This window comes from Mycolicibacterium sp. XJ1819, from assembly GCF_053483675.1.
This window is the reverse complement of the sequence record NZ_JBEFST010000016.1, coordinates 123,701-140,373: the sequence shown is the minus strand read 5'-3', so window position 1 is coordinate 140,373 and position 16,673 is coordinate 123,701. Positions and strand designations below refer to the sequence as shown.

The 16,673-nt window shown below is 67.1% G+C and carries 16 protein-coding genes and 1 tRNA gene; 13 read left to right on the top strand and 4 right to left on the bottom strand.

Annotated elements, in window-relative coordinates; all coding sequences use genetic code 11:
- Positions 1–72: 72 nt before the first annotated feature.
- From ABQE89_RS18755 to ABQE89_RS18710, 10 genes are all read left to right on the top strand, one after another.
- Positions 73–933, top strand: coding sequence for a ParA family protein (locus tag ABQE89_RS18755; RefSeq protein WP_448419316.1), 861 nt, complete (start codon positions 73–75; stop codon positions 931–933).
- Positions 930–1,775, top strand: coding sequence for a segregation/condensation protein A (locus ABQE89_RS18750; RefSeq protein ID WP_448419314.1), 846 nt, complete (start codon positions 930–932; stop codon positions 1,773–1,775). The genes ABQE89_RS18755 and ABQE89_RS18750 overlap by 4 nt, the downstream gene beginning before the upstream one ends.
- Positions 1,768–2,475 (top strand): SMC-Scp complex subunit ScpB, encoded by a 708-nt coding sequence (gene scpB / locus ABQE89_RS18745; protein WP_448419312.1) that lies wholly within the window; start codon positions 1,768–1,770, stop codon positions 2,473–2,475. Before ABQE89_RS18750 ends, scpB begins: the two co-directional genes overlap by 8 nt.
- Entirely contained in the window at positions 2,468–3,211 is a 744-nt protein-coding gene (locus ABQE89_RS18740; RefSeq protein ID WP_448419310.1) for a pseudouridine synthase, read from the top strand. The genes scpB and ABQE89_RS18740 overlap by 8 nt, the downstream gene beginning before the upstream one ends.
- A complete protein-coding gene (gene cmk, locus ABQE89_RS18735; protein ID WP_448419308.1) occupies positions 3,208–3,894 on the top strand; it encodes a (d)CMP kinase in 687 nt (228 codons plus the stop codon). Before ABQE89_RS18740 ends, cmk begins: the two co-directional genes overlap by 4 nt.
- Complete coding sequence (gene der, locus ABQE89_RS18730) at positions 3,891–5,294, top strand: ribosome biogenesis GTPase Der (RefSeq protein ID WP_448419306.1); 1,404 nt, start codon at positions 3,891–3,893, stop codon at positions 5,292–5,294. Before cmk ends, der begins: the two co-directional genes overlap by 4 nt.
- A 36-nt stretch (positions 5,295–5,330) precedes the next feature.
- Positions 5,331–6,098 carry a sulfite exporter TauE/SafE family protein gene (locus ABQE89_RS18725; protein ID WP_448419358.1) on the top strand — a complete coding sequence of 256 codons (768 nt, stop codon included), beginning with the start codon at positions 5,331–5,333 and terminating at the stop codon, positions 6,096–6,098.
- A 224-nt stretch (positions 6,099–6,322) separates the two neighbouring features.
- Positions 6,323–7,276: a sulfite exporter TauE/SafE family protein gene (locus tag ABQE89_RS18720; protein ID WP_448419304.1), complete on the top strand. Its 954-nt coding sequence runs from the start codon at positions 6,323–6,325 to the stop codon at positions 7,274–7,276.
- A gap of 36 nt (positions 7,277–7,312) precedes the next feature.
- Positions 7,313–7,389: transfer RNA gene (locus ABQE89_RS18715), tRNA-Pro, on the top strand.
- A gap of 447 nt (positions 7,390–7,836) precedes the next feature.
- Complete coding sequence (locus ABQE89_RS18710; protein WP_448419302.1) at positions 7,837–8,148, top strand: hypothetical protein; 312 nt, start codon at positions 7,837–7,839, stop codon at positions 8,146–8,148.
- 1 nt (position 8,149) lies between these two features.
- Here the strand turns inward: ABQE89_RS18710 and ABQE89_RS18705 are convergent, their stop codons facing one another.
- A complete protein-coding gene (locus ABQE89_RS18705; RefSeq protein ID WP_448419300.1) occupies positions 8,150–9,034 on the bottom strand; it encodes a universal stress protein in 885 nt (294 codons plus the stop codon).
- A gap of 107 nt (positions 9,035–9,141) precedes the next feature.
- Positions 9,142–9,621: a MarR family winged helix-turn-helix transcriptional regulator gene (locus ABQE89_RS18700; RefSeq protein WP_448419298.1), complete on the bottom strand. Its 480-nt coding sequence runs from the start codon at positions 9,619–9,621 to the stop codon at positions 9,142–9,144.
- A gap of 139 nt (positions 9,622–9,760) precedes the next feature.
- Here ABQE89_RS18700 and ABQE89_RS18695 point away from each other — a divergent pair, with 139 nt between their 5' ends.
- Together ABQE89_RS18695 and ABQE89_RS18690 are read left to right on the top strand one after the other, a co-directional pair.
- Entirely contained in the window at positions 9,761–10,195 is a 435-nt protein-coding gene (locus ABQE89_RS18695; RefSeq protein ID WP_448419356.1) for a Fur family transcriptional regulator, read from the top strand.
- 1 nt (position 10,196) lies between these two features.
- Positions 10,197–11,687, top strand: a complete 1,491-nt coding sequence (locus ABQE89_RS18690; RefSeq protein ID WP_448419296.1) for a catalase — start codon at positions 10,197–10,199, stop codon at positions 11,685–11,687.
- On the opposite strand, the gene ABQE89_RS18685 is transcribed toward ABQE89_RS18690, so the two are convergent.
- The gene (locus ABQE89_RS18685; RefSeq protein ID WP_448419354.1) at positions 11,684–12,292 is read right to left on the bottom strand and encodes a VldE C-terminal domain-containing protein; all 609 of its coding nucleotides are present in this window, start codon (positions 12,290–12,292) and stop codon (positions 11,684–11,686) included. The two genes, ABQE89_RS18690 and ABQE89_RS18685, sit on opposite strands and share 4 nt — an antisense overlap.
- Before the next feature lie 178 nt (positions 12,293–12,470).
- Here ABQE89_RS18685 and ABQE89_RS18680 point away from each other — a divergent pair, with 178 nt between their 5' ends.
- Positions 12,471–13,784: an acyltransferase family protein gene (locus ABQE89_RS18680; protein ID WP_448419352.1), complete on the top strand. Its 1,314-nt coding sequence runs from the start codon at positions 12,471–12,473 to the stop codon at positions 13,782–13,784.
- Here the strand turns inward: ABQE89_RS18680 and ABQE89_RS18675 are convergent.
- Positions 13,729–16,596, bottom strand: a complete 2,868-nt coding sequence (locus ABQE89_RS18675) for an MMPL/RND family transporter (protein WP_448419294.1) — start codon at positions 16,594–16,596, stop codon at positions 13,729–13,731. The two genes, ABQE89_RS18680 and ABQE89_RS18675, sit on opposite strands and share 56 nt — an antisense overlap.
- Positions 16,597–16,673 lie beyond the last annotated feature (77 nt).

Here is a 16,673-nt window from a genome sequence, read left to right as displayed (position 1 = left end):
GGCACCAACCGCCGTTAGACTTGCCGGGATGTTCGCCATGCCTGTGGTTTGCCTGACCAGCGAAGGTCGAGCATGAGCGACGACGACGGCGGAACCTCGGCGAGCCTGACCGGGCGTAAGGCCCGCGTCATTCCCCAGCCCAAACCCAAGACGGCGCACGGCCCGGCCAAGGTCGTCGCGATGTGCAACCAGAAGGGCGGGGTGGGCAAGACGACCTCGACCATCAACCTCGGCGCCAGCCTGGCCGAATACGGCCGACGGGTGTTGCTGGTCGACCTCGACCCGCAGGGTGCGCTGTCGGCCGGGCTGGGCGTGCCGCACTACGAACTCGAGCACACGGTCCACAACCTGCTCGTCGAGCCCCGGGTGTCGATCGACGACGTGCTGATCAACACCCGCGTCAAGAACATGGACCTGGTGCCCAGCAACATCGACCTGTCGGCGGCCGAGATCCAGCTGGTCACCGAGGTAGGGCGCGAACAGGCGTTGGCCCGGGCGTTGTATCCGGTGCTGGACCGCTACGACTACGTCCTGATCGACTGCCAGCCGTCGCTGGGCCTGCTCACAGTGAACGGGCTCGCGTGCAGCGACGTGGTGGTCATCCCGACCGAGTGCGAATTCTTCTCGCTGCGCGGGCTGGCGCTGCTGACCGACACCGTCGACAAGGTCCGCGAGCGACTCAACCCGAAGCTGTCCATCGGGGGCATCCTGATCACCCGCTACGACCCGCGCACCGTAAACTCCCGCGAAGTGATGGCCCGGGTTGTGGAGAGGTTCGGCGATCTGGTGTTCGACACCGTCATCACCCGTACGGTGCGTTTTCCCGAGACCAGCGTCGCCGGCGAACCGATCACCACATGGGCGCCGAAATCCGGTGGCGCCGAGGCGTATCGGTCGTTGGCACGCGAGGTCATCGACCGGTTCGGCGCGTGACGAACGGCGCGACACCGGCCCAAGAGGCTCAGAGCGCGGACCCCGACCAGCAGCAGAGCGGCTTCCAGGTCCGGCTGACCAACTTCGAGGGCCCGTTCGACCTGCTGCTGCAGCTGATCTTCGCCCACCGTCTCGACGTCACCGAGGTCGCCCTGCATCAGGTGACCGACGACTTCATCGCCTACACCAAGGCCATCGGGCCGCAGATGGAACTCGAGGAGACCACCACATTCCTGGTGGTCGCCGCCACGCTGCTGGATTTGAAGGCGGCCCGGTTGCTGCCCGCCGGTGAGGTGCACGACGAGGAGGATCTCGCGCTGCTCGAGGTGCGTGACCTACTGTTCGCCCGGCTGCTGCAGTACCGGGCGTTCAAGCACGTCGCGGAGATGTTCGCCGAACTCGAGGCTGCCGCCCTGCGCAGCTATGCGCGGTCGGTGTCGCTGGAGGAGCGCTATCAGGAGTTGCTGCCCGAGGTGATGCTCGGGGTCGACGCCGATGCGTTCGCCCAGATCGCCGCCGCCACCTTCACTCCGCGTCCGGTTCCCACGGTGGGCACCGAGCACCTGCACCAGGCCCCGGTGTCGGTGCCCGAGCAGGTCGGACTGCTGATGGCGCAGTTGGAAAGCCGCGGGATCGGGCAGTGGGCGTCGTTTCGTGAACTGGTCGCCGACTGCCAGGCGCCGATCGAGATCGTCGGCCGGTTCCTGGCGCTGCTCGAGCTGTATCGGGCGCGGGCAGTAGCATTCGAACAACCAGAAGCGCTTGGTGTTCTCCAAATCTCGTGGACCGGCGAACGGCCCACCAGCCAGCACCTTGCGGTGGAAGAAGACCCTTATGACTGACGACAACCACGAGCAGGTTGCCACCGACCTCGATCTGGGGATCGACGTGGCACACGCCGAGTTGGACGACGCCGAACTCGGCTCGGTACTGGAGGCGCTGCTGTTGGTGGTCGACACCCCGGTGACGGTGGAACAGTTGGCCGTGGCCACCGAGCAACCGGCCTACCGTGTCGCGGCCAAGCTGCAGGTGATGGCCGACGAGTTGACCGCCCGCGACAGCGGCATCGACCTGCGTGAGGCCGGTGGCGGCTGGCGGATGTACACGCGGTCACGGTTTGCGCCGTATGTGGAGCGGCTGTTGCTCGACGGGGCCCGCTCGAAACTGACGCGCGCGGCGCTGGAGACACTGGCCGTGGTCGCCTACCGTCAACCGGTGACCCGCGCCCGGGTCAGCGCGGTGCGCGGGGTGAACGTCGACGCGGTGATGCGCACGTTGCTCGCCCGTGGGCTGATCACCGAGGCCGGCGCCGATCCCGACACCGGCGCGGTGACCTTCGCGACCACCGAGCTGTTCCTCGAGCGGCTGGGGTTGACGTCGCTGGCTGACCTGCCCGACATCGCTCCGCTGCTGCCCGACGTCGACGTGATCGACGACCTGAGCGATTCGCTCGACGAGGAGCCGCGATTCATGAAACTCAGCGGCGCCGCGGCGGGCGAGTCGCCGATGCCGTTCGACGTCGACCAGGAGTCGAATGGCTGAACAGGAAGGCGTGCGGCTGCAGAAAGTGTTGTCGCAGGCCGGAATTGCGTCGCGTCGGGTCGCCGAGAAGATGATCCTCGACGGCCGTGTCGAGGTCGACGACGAGGTGGTCACCGAGCTGGGCACCCGCGTCGACCCGCAGAACTCGGTGATCCGCGTCGACGGGGCCAGGGTGACGCTGGACGACACCCTGGTGCATCTGGCGATCAACAAACCCAAGGGCATGTACTCGACGATGTCCGACGACCGCGGCAGACCGTGCATCGGTGATCTGGTCGAGCATCGAGTCCGGGGGAACAAGAAGCTTTTCCACGTGGGCCGACTCGACGCCGCCACCGAGGGCCTGATGCTGTTGACCAACGACGGGGAACTGGCGCACCGGTTGATGCACCCGTCGTTCGAGGTGCCCAAGACCTATGTGGCCACGGTGCTGGGGACCGTGCCGCGCGGGCTGGGCCGTAAACTGCGCGACGGCGTCGAACTCGACGACGGGCCCGCGCGGGTGGACGATTTCGCGGTCGTCGACAAGGTGCCCGGCAGAACTCTGGTGCAGTTGACCCTGCACGAGGGTCGCAAACGGATCGTGCGGCGGTTGCTGGCCGCGGTCGGGTTCCCGGTGCAGGAACTGGTGCGCACCGAGATCGGCACAGTGTCACTGGGCGAGCAGCGGCCGGGCAGCATCCGGCGGCTGACCCAGAAGGAGCTTGGCGAACTGTACAAGGCGGTGGGTCTGTGACCTCGTCGTTGGTGGTTGCCGTGGACGGGCCCGCGGGGACCGGAAAGTCCTCGGTGTCAAAGGGGTTGGCGCGAGCACTGGGCGCACGCTATCTGGACACCGGGGCGATGTATCGGGTCGTGACGTTGGCGCTGCTGCGCGCGGGAGTCGATCTGACCGATCTGGACGCGGTGGCCGATGCGGTGGCCGATGTAGACCTGACGGTCAGCCACGACGCCGACGAGAGCCGTGCTTACCTTGGCGGAGAAGATGTTTCGACAGAGATTCGCGGTGAGGCGGTGACCAAGGCGGTCTCGGCGGTCTCGGCGGTTCCGGCGGTCCGCGCCCGGTTGGTGGAGTTGCAGCGGTCGCTGGCCGCCGGCCAGGGCAGTGTGGTGGTGGAGGGGCGCGACATCGGCACGGTGGTGTTACCGGATGCCGATGTGAAGATATTCCTCACCGCGACAGCAGAAGTCAGGGCCCGGCGTCGTAACGACCAGAATATCGGATCGGGCCTCGCCGACGACTACGAAGCCGTGCTGGCGGACGTGAAACGACGGGACCATCTGGACTCCACCCGGGAGGCGTCGCCGCTGCGGGCCGCCGACGACGCGGTTGTCGTCGACACCAGCGACATGACCGAGGCCGACGTCATCGAACACCTGGCCGCGCTGGTGCGCCAACGCGCGGGGGCGTCGCGATGAGTGACGGGACGTGGAGCGACGAAAGCGACTGGGAAATCGGTGCCGACGACGTCGCCGAGGCTGTCGAGGAAGTCACGGCCGCACCGCCGGTGGTGGCTGTCGTCGGGCGTCCCAACGTCGGCAAGTCGACGTTGGTGAACCGGATCCTGGGACGGCGCGAGGCCGTGGTGCAGGACGTGCCGGGGGTGACCCGAGACCGGGTGTCCTACGACGCCCTGTGGGCGGGCCGGCGATTCGTCGTGCAGGACACCGGCGGCTGGGAACCCGACGCGAAGGGTCTGCAACGGTTGGTGGCCGAGCAGGCGTCGGTTGCGATGCGTACCGCCGACGTCATCGTCTTCGTCGTCGACGCGGTGGTGGGGGCCACGACCGCCGACGAGGCCGCGGCACGACTTCTGCAACGGTCGGGCAAGCCGGTGTTGTTGGCCGCCAACAAGGTCGACAGCGAGCGCGGGGAATCCGACGCTGCGGCGTTGTGGTCGCTGGGGCTGGGGGAGCCGCACACCATCAGCGCGATGCACGGCCGCGGGGTGGCCGATCTGCTCGACAGGGTGATGGAGGTGTTGCCCGCCTCGTCGGCGATCGGTTCCGGCGCAGGGGGTCCGCGACGCGTCGCGTTGGTGGGCAAGCCGAACGTCGGCAAGAGTTCACTGTTGAATCGTCTTGCCGGAGATGAACGTTCGGTGGTGCACGATGTGGCGGGCACCACCGTGGATCCGGTGGACTCACTGATCGAGATGGACGGGAAGCCGTGGCGGTTCATCGACACCGCCGGACTGCGCCGCAAGGTGGGCCAGGCCAGCGGCCACGAGTTCTACGCCTCGGTGCGCACCCACGGCGCGATCGACGCCGCCGAGGTGGTGATCGTGCTGATCGACGCGTCCCAGCCGCTGACCGAACAGGACCAGCGGGTGCTGTCGATGGTGATCGACGCGGGCCGCGCACTGGTGTTGGCGTTCAACAAGTGGGATCTGGTCGACGAGGATCGCCGATATCTGTTGGACCGCGAGATCGAACGCGAACTGGCCCAGGTGCAGTGGGCACCGCGGGTCAACATCTCGGCCAAGACCGGCCGGGCGGTGCAGAGGCTGGTGCCGGCGCTGGAGACGTCGCTGTCGTCGTGGGACGCCCGGGTGCCGACGGGCCGGCTGAACACCTTCTTCAAGGAGGTGGTGGCCGCCCACCCGCCGCCGGTGCGGGGCGGCAAGCAACCGCGGATCCTGTTCGCCACTCAAGCCGCCATCCGGCCGCCCACCTTCGTGCTGTTCACCAGCGGGTTTCTCGAGGCGGGGTATCGGCGATTCCTGGAGCGACGGCTGCGCGAGACGTTCGGTTTCGAGGGCAGCCCGATCCGGATCAACGTGCGGGTGCGCGAAAAGCGCAGCGCACGCTCTCGCTGACCCTGCCATTAGGGTTGGCCGGTGCCCGTCTTCGACATGGTCCTGGTCGCGCTGGCCGGCGTCGGAGCGGGTGCGATCAACGCGCTGGTCGGATCGGGCACCCTCATCACGTTTCCCACGCTGGTCGCGCTCGGATATCCGCCGGTCACCTCGACGATGTCCAACGCGGTGGGCCTCGTGGCGGGCAGTCTGTCGGGAACCTGGGCGTATCGGCGCGAACTGAGCGGGCAGTGGCACCGGCTGGTGTGGCAGATCCCGGCGTCACTGGTCGGCGCGGCGCTGGGGGCCTGGCTGCTCATGCACCTGCCGGAGGTGGTGTTCGAGCAGGTGGTGCCGGTGCTGCTGGTCGGCGCGCTGGCCTTGGTGGTGGTGGGGCCCAGGATTCAGGCGTTCGTCAGCCGACGCGCCGAGGCCGCCGGACGTTCGGCGGATCACGTGTCGACCGCCCGGATGGCCGCTCTGGTGGCGGCGACGTTCGCGATCGGTGTCTATGGCGGCTACTTCACCGCGGCGCAGGGCATCATGCTGATCGCCGCGATGGGCGCGCTGCTGCCCGAGGACATCCAGCGGATGAACGCGGCCAAGAATTTGCTGGCCCTGGTGGTGAACGTGGTGGCGGCGGTGGCGTACGTGGCCTTCGCGTTCGACCGGATCAGTTGGTTGGCTGCGGGGCTGATCGCGGTGGGCTCGCTGATCGGCGGGTTCCTCGGCGGGCACTACGGGCGACGGCTGTCGCCCAACGCGCTGCGCGCCGTGATCGTGGTCGTGGGGCTGATCGGGCTCTACCGGCTGCTGGCGGTGTAATGCGAACGGGTAGCATCACGGAGACCGTCTAAACAGCGAGAGGGGCGACCGGTGGCTGAACGAGCCTTCGACACCGCACCGTCGGCTCTCTCAGCGCTCGAGCCGTTCTGGCCGTCACGCCGGCTGATGGCTTTCGACGAGTGGTGTTGCGCGCGGATCTGACCGCGCCCCACCCGTCCCCTCGGTCGCCCGTCGCGGGCTGACCCTCTTCCGAAAGCAACGTGATGCGTTCGCTTATCATCTTCGCGCTCGTCGGCGTCGGCGCCCAGCTTGTCGACGGTGCGTTGGGCATGGCGTTCGGCGTCACCGCATCCACGCTGCTGGTGCTCAGCGGGCTCGGCGCGGCACAGGCCAGCGCCGCCGTGCATCTGGCCGAGGTCGGTACCACGCTCGCCTCGGGTATCTCGCACTGGCGGTTCAAAAACATCGACTGGGCGATCGTGCTCAAGCTGGGCGGGCCGGGAGCCGCCGGGGCGTTCGCCGGGGCCACAGTGCTCTCCTCGCTGTCGACCGAGCGCGCCGCGCCGTTGATGGCGGCCATCCTGGTCGCGATCGGCGCCTATGTGCTGCTGCGCTTTTCGCTGCGCAACCCACCCGTGATGCGGCGCGGCGAGACACCACACCGGGCGCGGTTCCTCACGCCGTTGGGATTGTTCGGCGGTTTCATCGATGCGTCTGGCGGCGGCGGTTGGGGGCCCGTCACCACGAGCACGCTGCTGTCGCGGGGCAAGACCGCACCGCGCACGGTAATCGGTTCGGTGAGCGCGTCGGAATTCTTGGTGGCGGCCTCGGCCACGGTCGGCTTCGGGATCGGCCTGCGCGAGGAGTTCCTGCAGAACCTGCCGGTGGTGCTCGGCCTGGCGATCGGCGGGGTGGTGGCGGCGCCGTTCGCGGCCTGGCTGGTCAGCCGGATCAACCCGGCGCTGCTGGGTACCGCGGTCGGTGGGGCGATCGTGCTGACCAACAGCCAGAAACTCGTCCACTACTTCGGCATCGAGTGGCCGTGGTCGACCGCGATCTACACGACGATCGTGGTGGCCTGGGCCGCGCTGCTGGTGGTGGCGTGGCGCACGGCTCGGGCTCTGCGCTCGGTGCCCGACGAGGTCGAGGCCGAACTCGCTGAAGTCGAGGGCGAGGTCGCGGAAGCGGGTTGGGGCCCGCGGGAGGCTCTACGGTAGGATTTCGACCTGCTGCCGGCGATCCCGGCAGCGCCGCGGGCTGTGGCGCAGTTTGGTAGCGCACTTGACTGGGGGTCAAGTGGTCGCAGGTTCAAATCCTGTCAGCCCGACCAACTTTTAGCAGGTTAGAAGCGTCTCCGGAGCCGATCTCGCCGACCGCTGTCGGCGTGACGGCCGGGGGTCGGAGGAGCGACTGTCAGTCGCTGCACGGGACTCGCCGAGGGCAACCACTGCACGGCGTGACTGGTCGGGCAGGTCGTCGATCCACGCAACATCGGTGATCGGTGTGCGCGCAGAAGTGTGGGTGTGGAGTTCAGTCAGGGGCATGTGTACCGGTAGTGGCGGGGAGCCCCGTGTGGCCTGCACCCGGATGGTGAAGGCTTCAGTTGTACCTGTCCGGTCCGACACTGTCAGGCCGTTTTTGCACCCACGGTCGTCATCGGGGGGTTATCCCACGCGATCACGACCCTGAGCGCAAAATTGGCCATAGGTGCGAATTTGCGTCATGCCGGCGCACCTCGCGGGAGGGGCTCGCGATGATCCGGGCTTCGGGGTTAGCGATGACAGCGCTGGTGGCCGGTGCTCTGGGCCTGGGTGCACTCGGCTTGGGCGCGGGGATCGCGCAGGCCGCTCCGCCGGGCGGCCCCTATAACTGGTGCCCCGGCGACGACCCCGGCGGTGGCCCCGGCGGTCCGTTCAACTCGCCGGGCCCGCCGAATTGGGACTGGAACGTCTGCCACACCTTCTACACCGTGAACTGGGGGCAGGGAAACGTGTCGCCGACAATCTGGGACGGGCCGAACCCGCCGCCGGACAATCGCGGCCCGATCGTGGGCTGCTCGCTACTCGACACTCGCGGCTGCGGTCGATAGTTCAGGAATCGCGCGCGACGATCACCGGCTTGCGGACGGCCTGCACCACCGCGGAGCTCACCGAGCCCAGCAGCATGCCCGCGAAACCGCCGCGGCCGCGGCTGCCGACGACCACAAGCTGTGCCGACTCGGACTGCTCGATGAGCTGACGCGCCGGCTCGTCGCGCACCACCACCGGCGTCACCTTGACGCCGGGATACTTCTCCCGCCAGGCCGCCAGCCGATCGTCCAGTAGCTCCTGCTCCTTGGATTTCACGGTCCCCCAGTCCATTTCGGGCAGGTCAACCACCGTGTCGCTCCACGCTTGCAGCGCCACCACGTCAACGCCGCGCAACGAGGCCTCGTGGAAGGCCACCCCGGTCGCCAAATCCGCGCCGGCGGATCCGTCCACACCCACCAGCACGGGCGCGGCGGCCTCCTCGGCAGTCGGCCGCGCCTCTTCATGGACGACCGCCACCGGGCATTGGGCGCGATGTAGGAGACCGCTGCTCACCGAACCCAGAAGAAGCCGTGCCACCGGGCCACGGCCGCGCGAGCCGACGACGATCATGTCGGCCTCTTTGGAGACCTCGACGAGCGTGGGCACGGCGGGCCCGAACAGGATCTCGCTGTTGATCGTCGCGGGTCGGTGATCCGGGGGGTTCTCCTCGACCATCTTGACGGCGTCATCGACAAACTGTCGCACCAGCTGTTCCTGGTCCGGTTGCAGATCGACGGGTACCGGAACGTGCGGGGACGTGGTGATCACCGGATTGACCACGTGTACCAGCGTCAGCGCGACTTCGCGCAACACCGCTTCCTGGGCGGCCCAGTAGATGGCCGCATTTGAGATGGGGGAGCCGTCAACGCCGACGACGACCCCGAGATCCGCTTTGACAGCCGACATTGCAGACTCCTCCGCGCCGATAAAGCCAGTGTCACCAGTCTGCGCTGCAGACGCGTCAAACGACAGGGGAGTTGGTCCTCGACCCGCCGGGACCTTTCGCCCGGCGCCTACAACCGTACGGCCGGGTGCTTGCCGCCGGACTCTTCTTCGAGGAACCGCTCATGCACGGTGCGCAGCACCCGCGCGCAGGCCGCCCGTTCGGCCGGATCGATGCGATCGAGTACCCGGGCCAATTCACGGCGCCGCCGCGCAATCACCTGCCGCACCACTTTGCGGCCCGCTGTCGTCAACTCCAGCATCACGATGCTGCGGTTCGACGGGTCCGAACCGCGCTCCAGATATCCGGCGGCATGAAGACGGTCGGCCAGTCGGGTCACCGAAGAGCCCACCACGCCAAGGGCTCTGGCGCACGCCGTCGCCGTGGACGGACCCAACTCGTTGAGCACCGACAACAGCCGGAACTGCGCAAGGGACACGTCGACCTGATCCACGCTGCGCAGCGCGATACCGACCAGGTCCCTCGTCGCCACCTCGAACGCTGCGAGCTCGTCGACCGGCGTCGTCGTCACGTCCAAGTTCCTGAGCATTGCATCAGGCAATTATTTCACGCAGCCGCCTCGCGCCGAGACTCACCAGCGATTGCAATTGACAAGTCTTGCGTTATGCAAGAAGTTAGGCCAAGATCGAATCTTGAGTCAATCCAGTTTTTTGGAGGGCCAGGCGACCGTGACCTCTTGGCACGACAAGCTTCGGGCGGCGGGATTGCGCGTGACCCAGCCGCGACTCGCTGTGCTCGCCGAAGTGCTCGCACAGCCCCATGCCGACGTCGAGACGATCGCCGCCGGCGCCCGCAGACGCATCGGCTCGCTGTCCACGCAGGCCGTCTACGACGTGCTGCACGCGCTGACTCGCGCGAACCTTCTGCGCCGCGTCGAGCCTGCCGGCTCACCGGCACGCTTCGAACTGCAGACCGGTGACAACCACCACCACGTGGTGTGCCGCAAGTGCGGCGCGATCGTCGATGTCGACTGTGCCACCCGCCAAGCGCCGTGCCTGCACACCCGCACCGACACCGGATACCTCATCGACGAAGCCGAAGTCACCTTCTGGGGAATCTGCCCGGACTGCCAAGCCGAGAACCGCCAACTGATTGGAGATTGAAATGACCGCTAAGAACGGCTCCACCACCGGTTCGGGCGCCCCCGCCGCCAGTGACCGCAATTCACTGAGCGTCGGGTCCGACGGCCCGATCGTGCTGCACGATGTGCACTTCCTCGAACAGATGGCGCACTTCAACCGTGAGCGGGTTCCCGAGCGCAGCCCACATGCGAAGGGCTCTGGGGCTTTTGGAGAGTTCACGGCCACCGAGGACGTCTCCCAGTTCACCAAGGCCGCGCTGTTCCAGAAGGGCACCACCACCGATCTGCTGATCCGGTTCTCGACCGTCGCCGGAGAGCAGGGCAGTCCGGACACCTGGCGGGACGTACGCGGCTACTCGTTGAAGTTCTACACCTCCGAGGGCAACTACGACCTCGTCGGCAACAACACCCCGATCTTCTTCCTGCGCGACCCGATGAAGTTCCCGCATTTCATCCGCAGCCAGAAAAGGCTGCCGGACTCCGGCCTGCGATCGGCCCAGATGCAGTGGGACTTCTGGAGTCTCAACCCCGAGACGGCACACCAAGTGACCTACCTGATGGGCGAGCGCGGACTGCCCAGAACGTGGCGACACATGAACGGCTATGGCTCGCACACCTACATGTGGGTCAACGCGGCCGGCGAGAAGTTCTGGGTGAAGTACCACTTCCACACCGAACAGGGCATGGAGTTCTTCACCAACGAGGAAGCCGCCGCGGTGGCCGGTGAGGACAGCGATTTCCACCGCAGAGACCTGTTCGACGCCATCGCGCGCGGCGAACATCCCAGCTGGCGACTGTCGGTACAGGTGATGCCGTACGCGGATGCCGCAGACTACCGGTTCAATCCGTTCGACCTGACCAAGGTCTGGCCGCACAGCGACTATCCGCTGATCCCGGTGGGCACCTACACGCTCAACCGCAATCCGGAGAACTTCTTCGCCCAGATCGAGCAGGCGGCGTTCTCGCCGGGCAACACCGTGCCGGGCATCGGGCTGTCGCCGGACAAGATGCTGCTGGGCCGCGCGTTCGCCTACAACGACGCGCAGCGCAACCGAATCGGCACCAACTTCCACCAACTACCGGTCAACCAGCCGCGCGACGGCGTGCCGGTGAACACCTACATGTTCGACGGCCAGATGACCTATCACCACTCAGGCGCGGCCGCCGTCTACGCCCCGAACAGCACCGGACGGCCCTACGCCGACCACACCGGCCCGGCCGAGGACGGCTGGGAGGCCGACGGGGAACTGCTGCGCGCGGCCTACGCGCTGCGCTCCGAAGACGACGACTTCGGCCAGGCCGGCACGATGGTGCGCAAGGTCTGGAACGATGCGCAGCGCGCCGCGGCCGTCGAGACGATCGCCGGTAGCCTCGCCGGCGTCACCGGCGAGGTGCTCGACCGGGCGCTCGAGTACTGGCGCAGCGTCGACAGCGATCTCGGGGCGCGCATCGAGAAGGTCGTCCGCAACAACGGCGGGCCCACGCCGGCCGCCGAGGGCATGGGCAAGGCCTAATTCGGCGGCCCGGACTCCATCGACGCGAGGTAGAAGGTCTCGCCCCCGGTCGGGTAGCCGCCCCCCTCGGTGGCGATGTGCACGTGGTCGTAGTGGTTGGCCGTCTCGTTGCCGTAGTCGGCGGTCCAACTCGGCGCGCCGATGCCCGGATAAAACCCCTGCCGCCAGATCACGTGGATGACACCCCACCGCTCGGCGTTGGCCAATGCCAGCCCGGCGATCTGGTTACCGAGTTCGATGCCTTCCTCGCTGCCGTGGTTGGGGATCATCACATCGATGGCCAAGCCGTTGGGATGCCACGGCAGCGCATCCTGCCGGTAGCCGCCGATGGTGGTGATCTCGGGGAACATCACGCTGATCGCCCTGGCCACCCAGATCGTCTTGGTCTGCAGACCCTCCTCGGGGGCAACACCCGCCGGCAACGCGAACTGAAAGTCCCGGGCCGCGACCGGTGCGCTGGCCGCCATCAGCTCCGCTTCGGTGGGGCTGGCCGTCTTCGGCGCGGCGGACGGCGCAGATGGTTGCCCTGGCGCAGTAGCTGCGGGCATCTCGGTCGGCGTCGTGCTCTGGGCATACAGCATGGCGGCCGACACGACGATCGACATCACGACCGCCAGCCAGCGGCCACGGCCGTTTGCCAACAGCTTTCTGCCCACGGCTGCACCATACTGCGGCGTCACACGAGGTGCGGCCAATACCCGCGGCGGGTGTCGCGGATATTGCTGACGGGTGCGCGTAGTACTACTCATCCGCACCGCCGCGGCCGCGGGCATCGTGGAGAACATGCCGTCAATCGAGGTTTCGTCCGGTGCCGCGTCCGGCGCCGAGCAGGTCGCCGCTGCCACCCCGCCCGGACGCGATCGCGCCGTCGATGTGGCCCGGCTCGCCGCGCTGGTCGTCGTGATGTTCGGGCACTGTGCGCTGCTGCTGGCCACCATCGGCGCCGAGGGTGTGCAGATCGGCAATCTGCTCGGTGAGCTGCCCGATCTGGCCCCGGTGACGTGGGTGGTTCAGGTCATGCCGCTGTTCTTCCTCGCGGGGGGCGCGGCGGGCGCCTACGGCTTCCGCGCCGGCACACCGTGGGGCAGTTGGTTGTTCACCCGTGCGCAGCGGCTGTGCCGGCCGGTGTTCTGGTATCTGGGCACCTGGTCGGTGGGCCTGGTGCTGGTGCGGGTGGTGCTGGGCGCGGAGTCCGCGGCGGCGCTCGGCCGCGAATGCGTCGCCCTGCTGTGGTTCCTGGGCGTCTACCTGGTCGCGCTCGCGTGCGTCCCGGCCCTGACCCGGCTGTCTGACCGCGCGTCGATCGCGCGGGTGGTGGCGGCCCTGCTGCTGAGCGCGGCAACGGTCGACGCCGTCCGGATCTCCCTCGGCGCAGAGTTGGCCGGTGTCGGTAACTTCCTGATCGTCTGGCTGATCCCGGTCGCGATCGGGGTCGGATACGCCCGTGGACTGGTCGGCAGGCCCGCCGCGCTGACGGTGGCGGTAGCCGCGGTCGTCGCGCAGGTTCTGCTCTGTGTGGCCGGGCGCTACGAGGTCGCGCTGGTGGTCACCGGCGTCGAGCACTTGTCCAACGTGTCACCGCCCACGCTGCTTCTCGCGCTGCAGTGCACCTGGATGTCGTGCGCATTCGTGGCCGCCGCCGGTGCGCTGCGGCGCTGGGCCGGCCGCCCACGTGTCTGGTACGTCGTCGCCGTCGGAAACGGGGGAGCGATGACGCTCTACCTGTGGCACATCCCCGCGATCGCCGTCGCCGCCTTCGCACTGCACACGGTGGGACTCGATGCGTATGACGTTGACGCACCGCACTTTTGGGCGCTGCTCGCGCTACGAGCGGTGGTGTTCGCGGGGGTGATGGCGGTCATGTTCCGGCTGCTGTCGCCTCTTGAGCACCGACGGCTGAAGTGGTGGGACGGCCCCGCCGCGGCCACCGGCGCCCGGTCCACCGCTGCCGGCGCACTGGTCTGTGTGGCGGGCGTCGCGATGGTGCTGCTGGCGAAAAACGGGCTGACCGGCGTCGCGGGCTGGTCGAGCCTGGCCGCCTTTACGGCTGCAGTTGTCGCGGCTTGGGCCACGGCACGGGCTTCGGTCGCTGCCTGACCACCTGTGGCCACCAGAACCATCGTCCGAGCAGTGCTGCGATCGACGGCGTCATGAACGCGCGGATCACCAAGGTGTCGAACAGAAGGCCCATGCCGATCGTCGTGCCCACCTGGGCCACCACGGTCAGTTCACTGACCATCATCGACATCATCGTGAACGCGAACACCAGACCCGCCGCGGTGACCACCGAACCGCTGCCGCCCATCGCGCGGATGATCGCGGTGTTGACGCCGGCGGGCAGTTCCTCCTTCAACCGGGCGACCAACAGCAGGTTGTAATCGGCGCCGACGGCCAACAGGATGATCACCGCCATGGCCATCACCATGAACTGCAGTTCGATGCCGAGGATGTGCTGCCACACCAGGATCGACAGGCCGAACGAGGCTCCGAGCGACAGCACCACGGTGCCCACGATGACGGCGGCCGCGACGAGGCTGCGGGTGATCAGCAGCATGATCGTGAAGATCAGTGAGATCGCCAGGATCCCCGCGATCATCAGGTCGTACGCGTTGCCCTCCTGCATGTCCTTGAACGCCGACGCGGTGCCGCCGATGTAGATCCGGGATCCCTCCAGCGGCGTGCCCTTGATCGCCTCCTTGGCGGCCAGTTTGATCGCGTCGATGCGCTCGATGCCGTCGGCGCTGAGCGGATCGCCTTCGTGCTGGATGATCATCCGGACCGCGTGTCCGTTGGGCGAGATGAAGTTCTCCATACCGCGTTTGAAGTCTTCGTTGTCGAAGATCTCCGGCGGCAGATAGAACGTGTCGTCGTTCCAGGAGTCGTTGAACGCATCGCCCATCGCCGACTGGTTCTCGCTGAGCGCGGCCTGCTGATTTTGCATGCCCGCCTGGGTGGCGTGCATGGTCAGCATCATCTCCCGCATGGTCTTCATCGTCGAGATCTGTTCGGGCATCAGCGCGAGCAGTTGCGGCATCAACGCGTCGAGGCGCTCCAGATCCGGCAGCAGGGCCTGCACGTCATCGGTCATCACGTTGACGCCGTCGATCGTGTCGAAGATGGATCGCATCGACCAACAGAGCGGGATGTTGTAGCAGTGCGGTTCCCAGTAGAAGTAGTTGCGGATCGGGCGGAAGAAGTCATCGAAATCGGCGATGTGATCCCGCAATTCGGCGACGTCGATGGTCATGTCGCGGGTCTTCTCGACCATGCTGTGCGTCGTCGCGTTCATCTCGCCCATCAACGACATCATCCGAGTCATCGTGTCGATGGTCGTCTGCATCTCGTCGGCCTGCACGAGCATGTCGTCCATGCGGTCGTCGAGGTATTTGCGGTTCAATTCCTGCCCGACGCCGCCGAGGCTCAGTTGTGCCGGGATCGTGCTGAACTCGATGGGTTTACCGTTGGGCCGGGTGATCGACTGCACCCTGCCGATGCCCGGAACCCGGAAGATGGCCTTGGCGATCTTGTCGATCACCAGGAAGTCCGCCGAATTGCGAAGGTCGTGGTCGCTTTCGATGAGCAGCAACTCGGGGTTCATCGTCGCGGGGGAGAAGTGCCGTTCGGCCGCGGCGAAACCCTGGTTGGCGGGCAGGTCGACGGGCAGATACAAGCGATCGTTGTAGTTGGGCTGGTAGCCGGGCAGCGCGAGCAGCCCGACGAGCGACAGTGCCACCGTCGCCAGCAGTACCGGCGCCGGCCAACGCACGATCGTGGCACCGATCTTGCGCCAACCCCGAATACGCATGGCGCGTTTGGGTTCCAGCAGTCCGAACCGACTCGCGACGGTGATGATCGCCGACCCCAGCGTCAAGGCAACCAGCACCGCGATTGTCATGCCCACGGCGAGCGGTACGCCCAGTGACTGAAAGTAGGGCAGCCGGGTGAACGACAGGCAGAACGTCGCGCCCGCGATCGTCATGCCCGATCCGAGCACCACGTGTGCGGTGCCGTGAAACATCGTGTAGTACGCCGACTCCCGGCTCTGGCCGATCGTGCGGCCCTCCTGATAACGCCCGATCAGGAAGATCGCGTAGTCGGTCGAGGCGGCTATCGCCAGCGTGACCAGAAGGCTGGTCGCGAACGTCGACAACCCGATCAAATCGTGATAGCCCAGGAACGCCACCACGCCGCGGGTGGCCGCCAGCGCGAGCACGACCATCAGCAGCGTGATGACCGTGGTGATGATGGACCGGTAGGTCAACAGCAGCATCGTGATGATGACGGCGAACGTGACCATCTCGATGATTCGGATGCTGCGGTCGCTGGCGATCTGCTGGTCGGCGATCAGCGCCGAACCGCCGGTGACGAACACCTCCACGCCGGGCGGAGGCGACAGACCGGAGACGATCTCGTCGACCGCGGCGACCGATTCGTTGGACAGCTGCTCGCCCATGTTGCCGGCGAGATACACCTGAACGTAGACGGCCTTGCCGTCGGCGCTCACCGCCGCGGCTTCGGTCAGCGGGTCGCCCCAGAAATCCTGGATGTGCTCGACGTGGCGGTCGTCGGCTTCGAGCTTGTCGATCAGCTCGTCGTAGAACTGGCGGGCTTCGTCACCGAGAGGCTGCTGCCCTTCCAGGACGATCATCGCCGCGCTGTCGGACTTGAACTCCTCGAAGACCTCGCCGACACGCTTCATCGCGATCACCGACGGGGCCTCGGCCGGGCTCATCGACACCGACCGCATCTGGCCGACGACTTCCAGCTGCGGCACGCTGGCGTTGAGGACGGCGATGAGCAGGATCCAGGCGATGATGATCGGGATCGCCAGTCGGCGGATCCACTTCGCAATACCGGAACGCTTGACCTGTGGTTCCGACGCCACGGTGTCGGTGGCGGGAGTGCTCATCACGTTGTCATCCGATGCGGCCTGTGGACTCCACGGACGGGACGCCCAGCCTCAGCGCAGTTGGGCACCTGGCGGAG

Excerpts from the sequence above, each read along its gene's own strand:
- ABQE89_RS18755 (WP_448419316.1), top strand. The coding sequence starts at position 73 with ATGAGCGACGACGACGGCGGAACCTCGGCGAGCCTGACCGGGCGTAAG.
- scpB (WP_448419312.1), top strand. The coding sequence starts at position 1,768 with ATGACTGACGACAACCACGAGCAGGTTGCCACCGACCTCGATCTGGGG.
- ABQE89_RS18740 (WP_448419310.1), top strand. The coding sequence starts at position 2,468 with ATGGCTGAACAGGAAGGCGTGCGGCTGCAGAAAGTGTTGTCGCAGGCC.
- der (WP_448419306.1), top strand. The coding sequence starts at position 3,891 with ATGAGTGACGGGACGTGGAGCGACGAAAGCGACTGGGAAATCGGTGCC.
- ABQE89_RS18725 (WP_448419358.1), top strand. The coding sequence starts at position 5,331 with ATGGTCCTGGTCGCGCTGGCCGGCGTCGGAGCGGGTGCGATCAACGCG.
- ABQE89_RS18720 (WP_448419304.1), top strand. The coding sequence starts at position 6,323 with ATGCGTTCGCTTATCATCTTCGCGCTCGTCGGCGTCGGCGCCCAGCTT.
- ABQE89_RS18710 (WP_448419302.1), top strand. The coding sequence starts at position 7,837 with ATGACAGCGCTGGTGGCCGGTGCTCTGGGCCTGGGTGCACTCGGCTTG.
- ABQE89_RS18705 (WP_448419300.1), bottom strand. The coding sequence starts at position 9,034 with ATGTCGGCTGTCAAAGCGGATCTCGGGGTCGTCGTCGGCGTTGACGGC.
- ABQE89_RS18700 (WP_448419298.1), bottom strand. The coding sequence starts at position 9,621 with ATGCTCAGGAACTTGGACGTGACGACGACGCCGGTCGACGAGCTCGCA.
- ABQE89_RS18690 (WP_448419296.1), top strand. The coding sequence starts at position 10,197 with ATGACCGCTAAGAACGGCTCCACCACCGGTTCGGGCGCCCCCGCCGCC.
- ABQE89_RS18685 (WP_448419354.1), bottom strand. The coding sequence starts at position 12,292 with ATGTCGATCGTCGTGTCGGCCGCCATGCTGTATGCCCAGAGCACGACG.
- ABQE89_RS18680 (WP_448419352.1), top strand. The coding sequence starts at position 12,471 with ATGCCGTCAATCGAGGTTTCGTCCGGTGCCGCGTCCGGCGCCGAGCAG.
- ABQE89_RS18675 (WP_448419294.1), bottom strand. The coding sequence starts at position 16,596 with ATGAGCACTCCCGCCACCGACACCGTGGCGTCGGAACCACAGGTCAAG.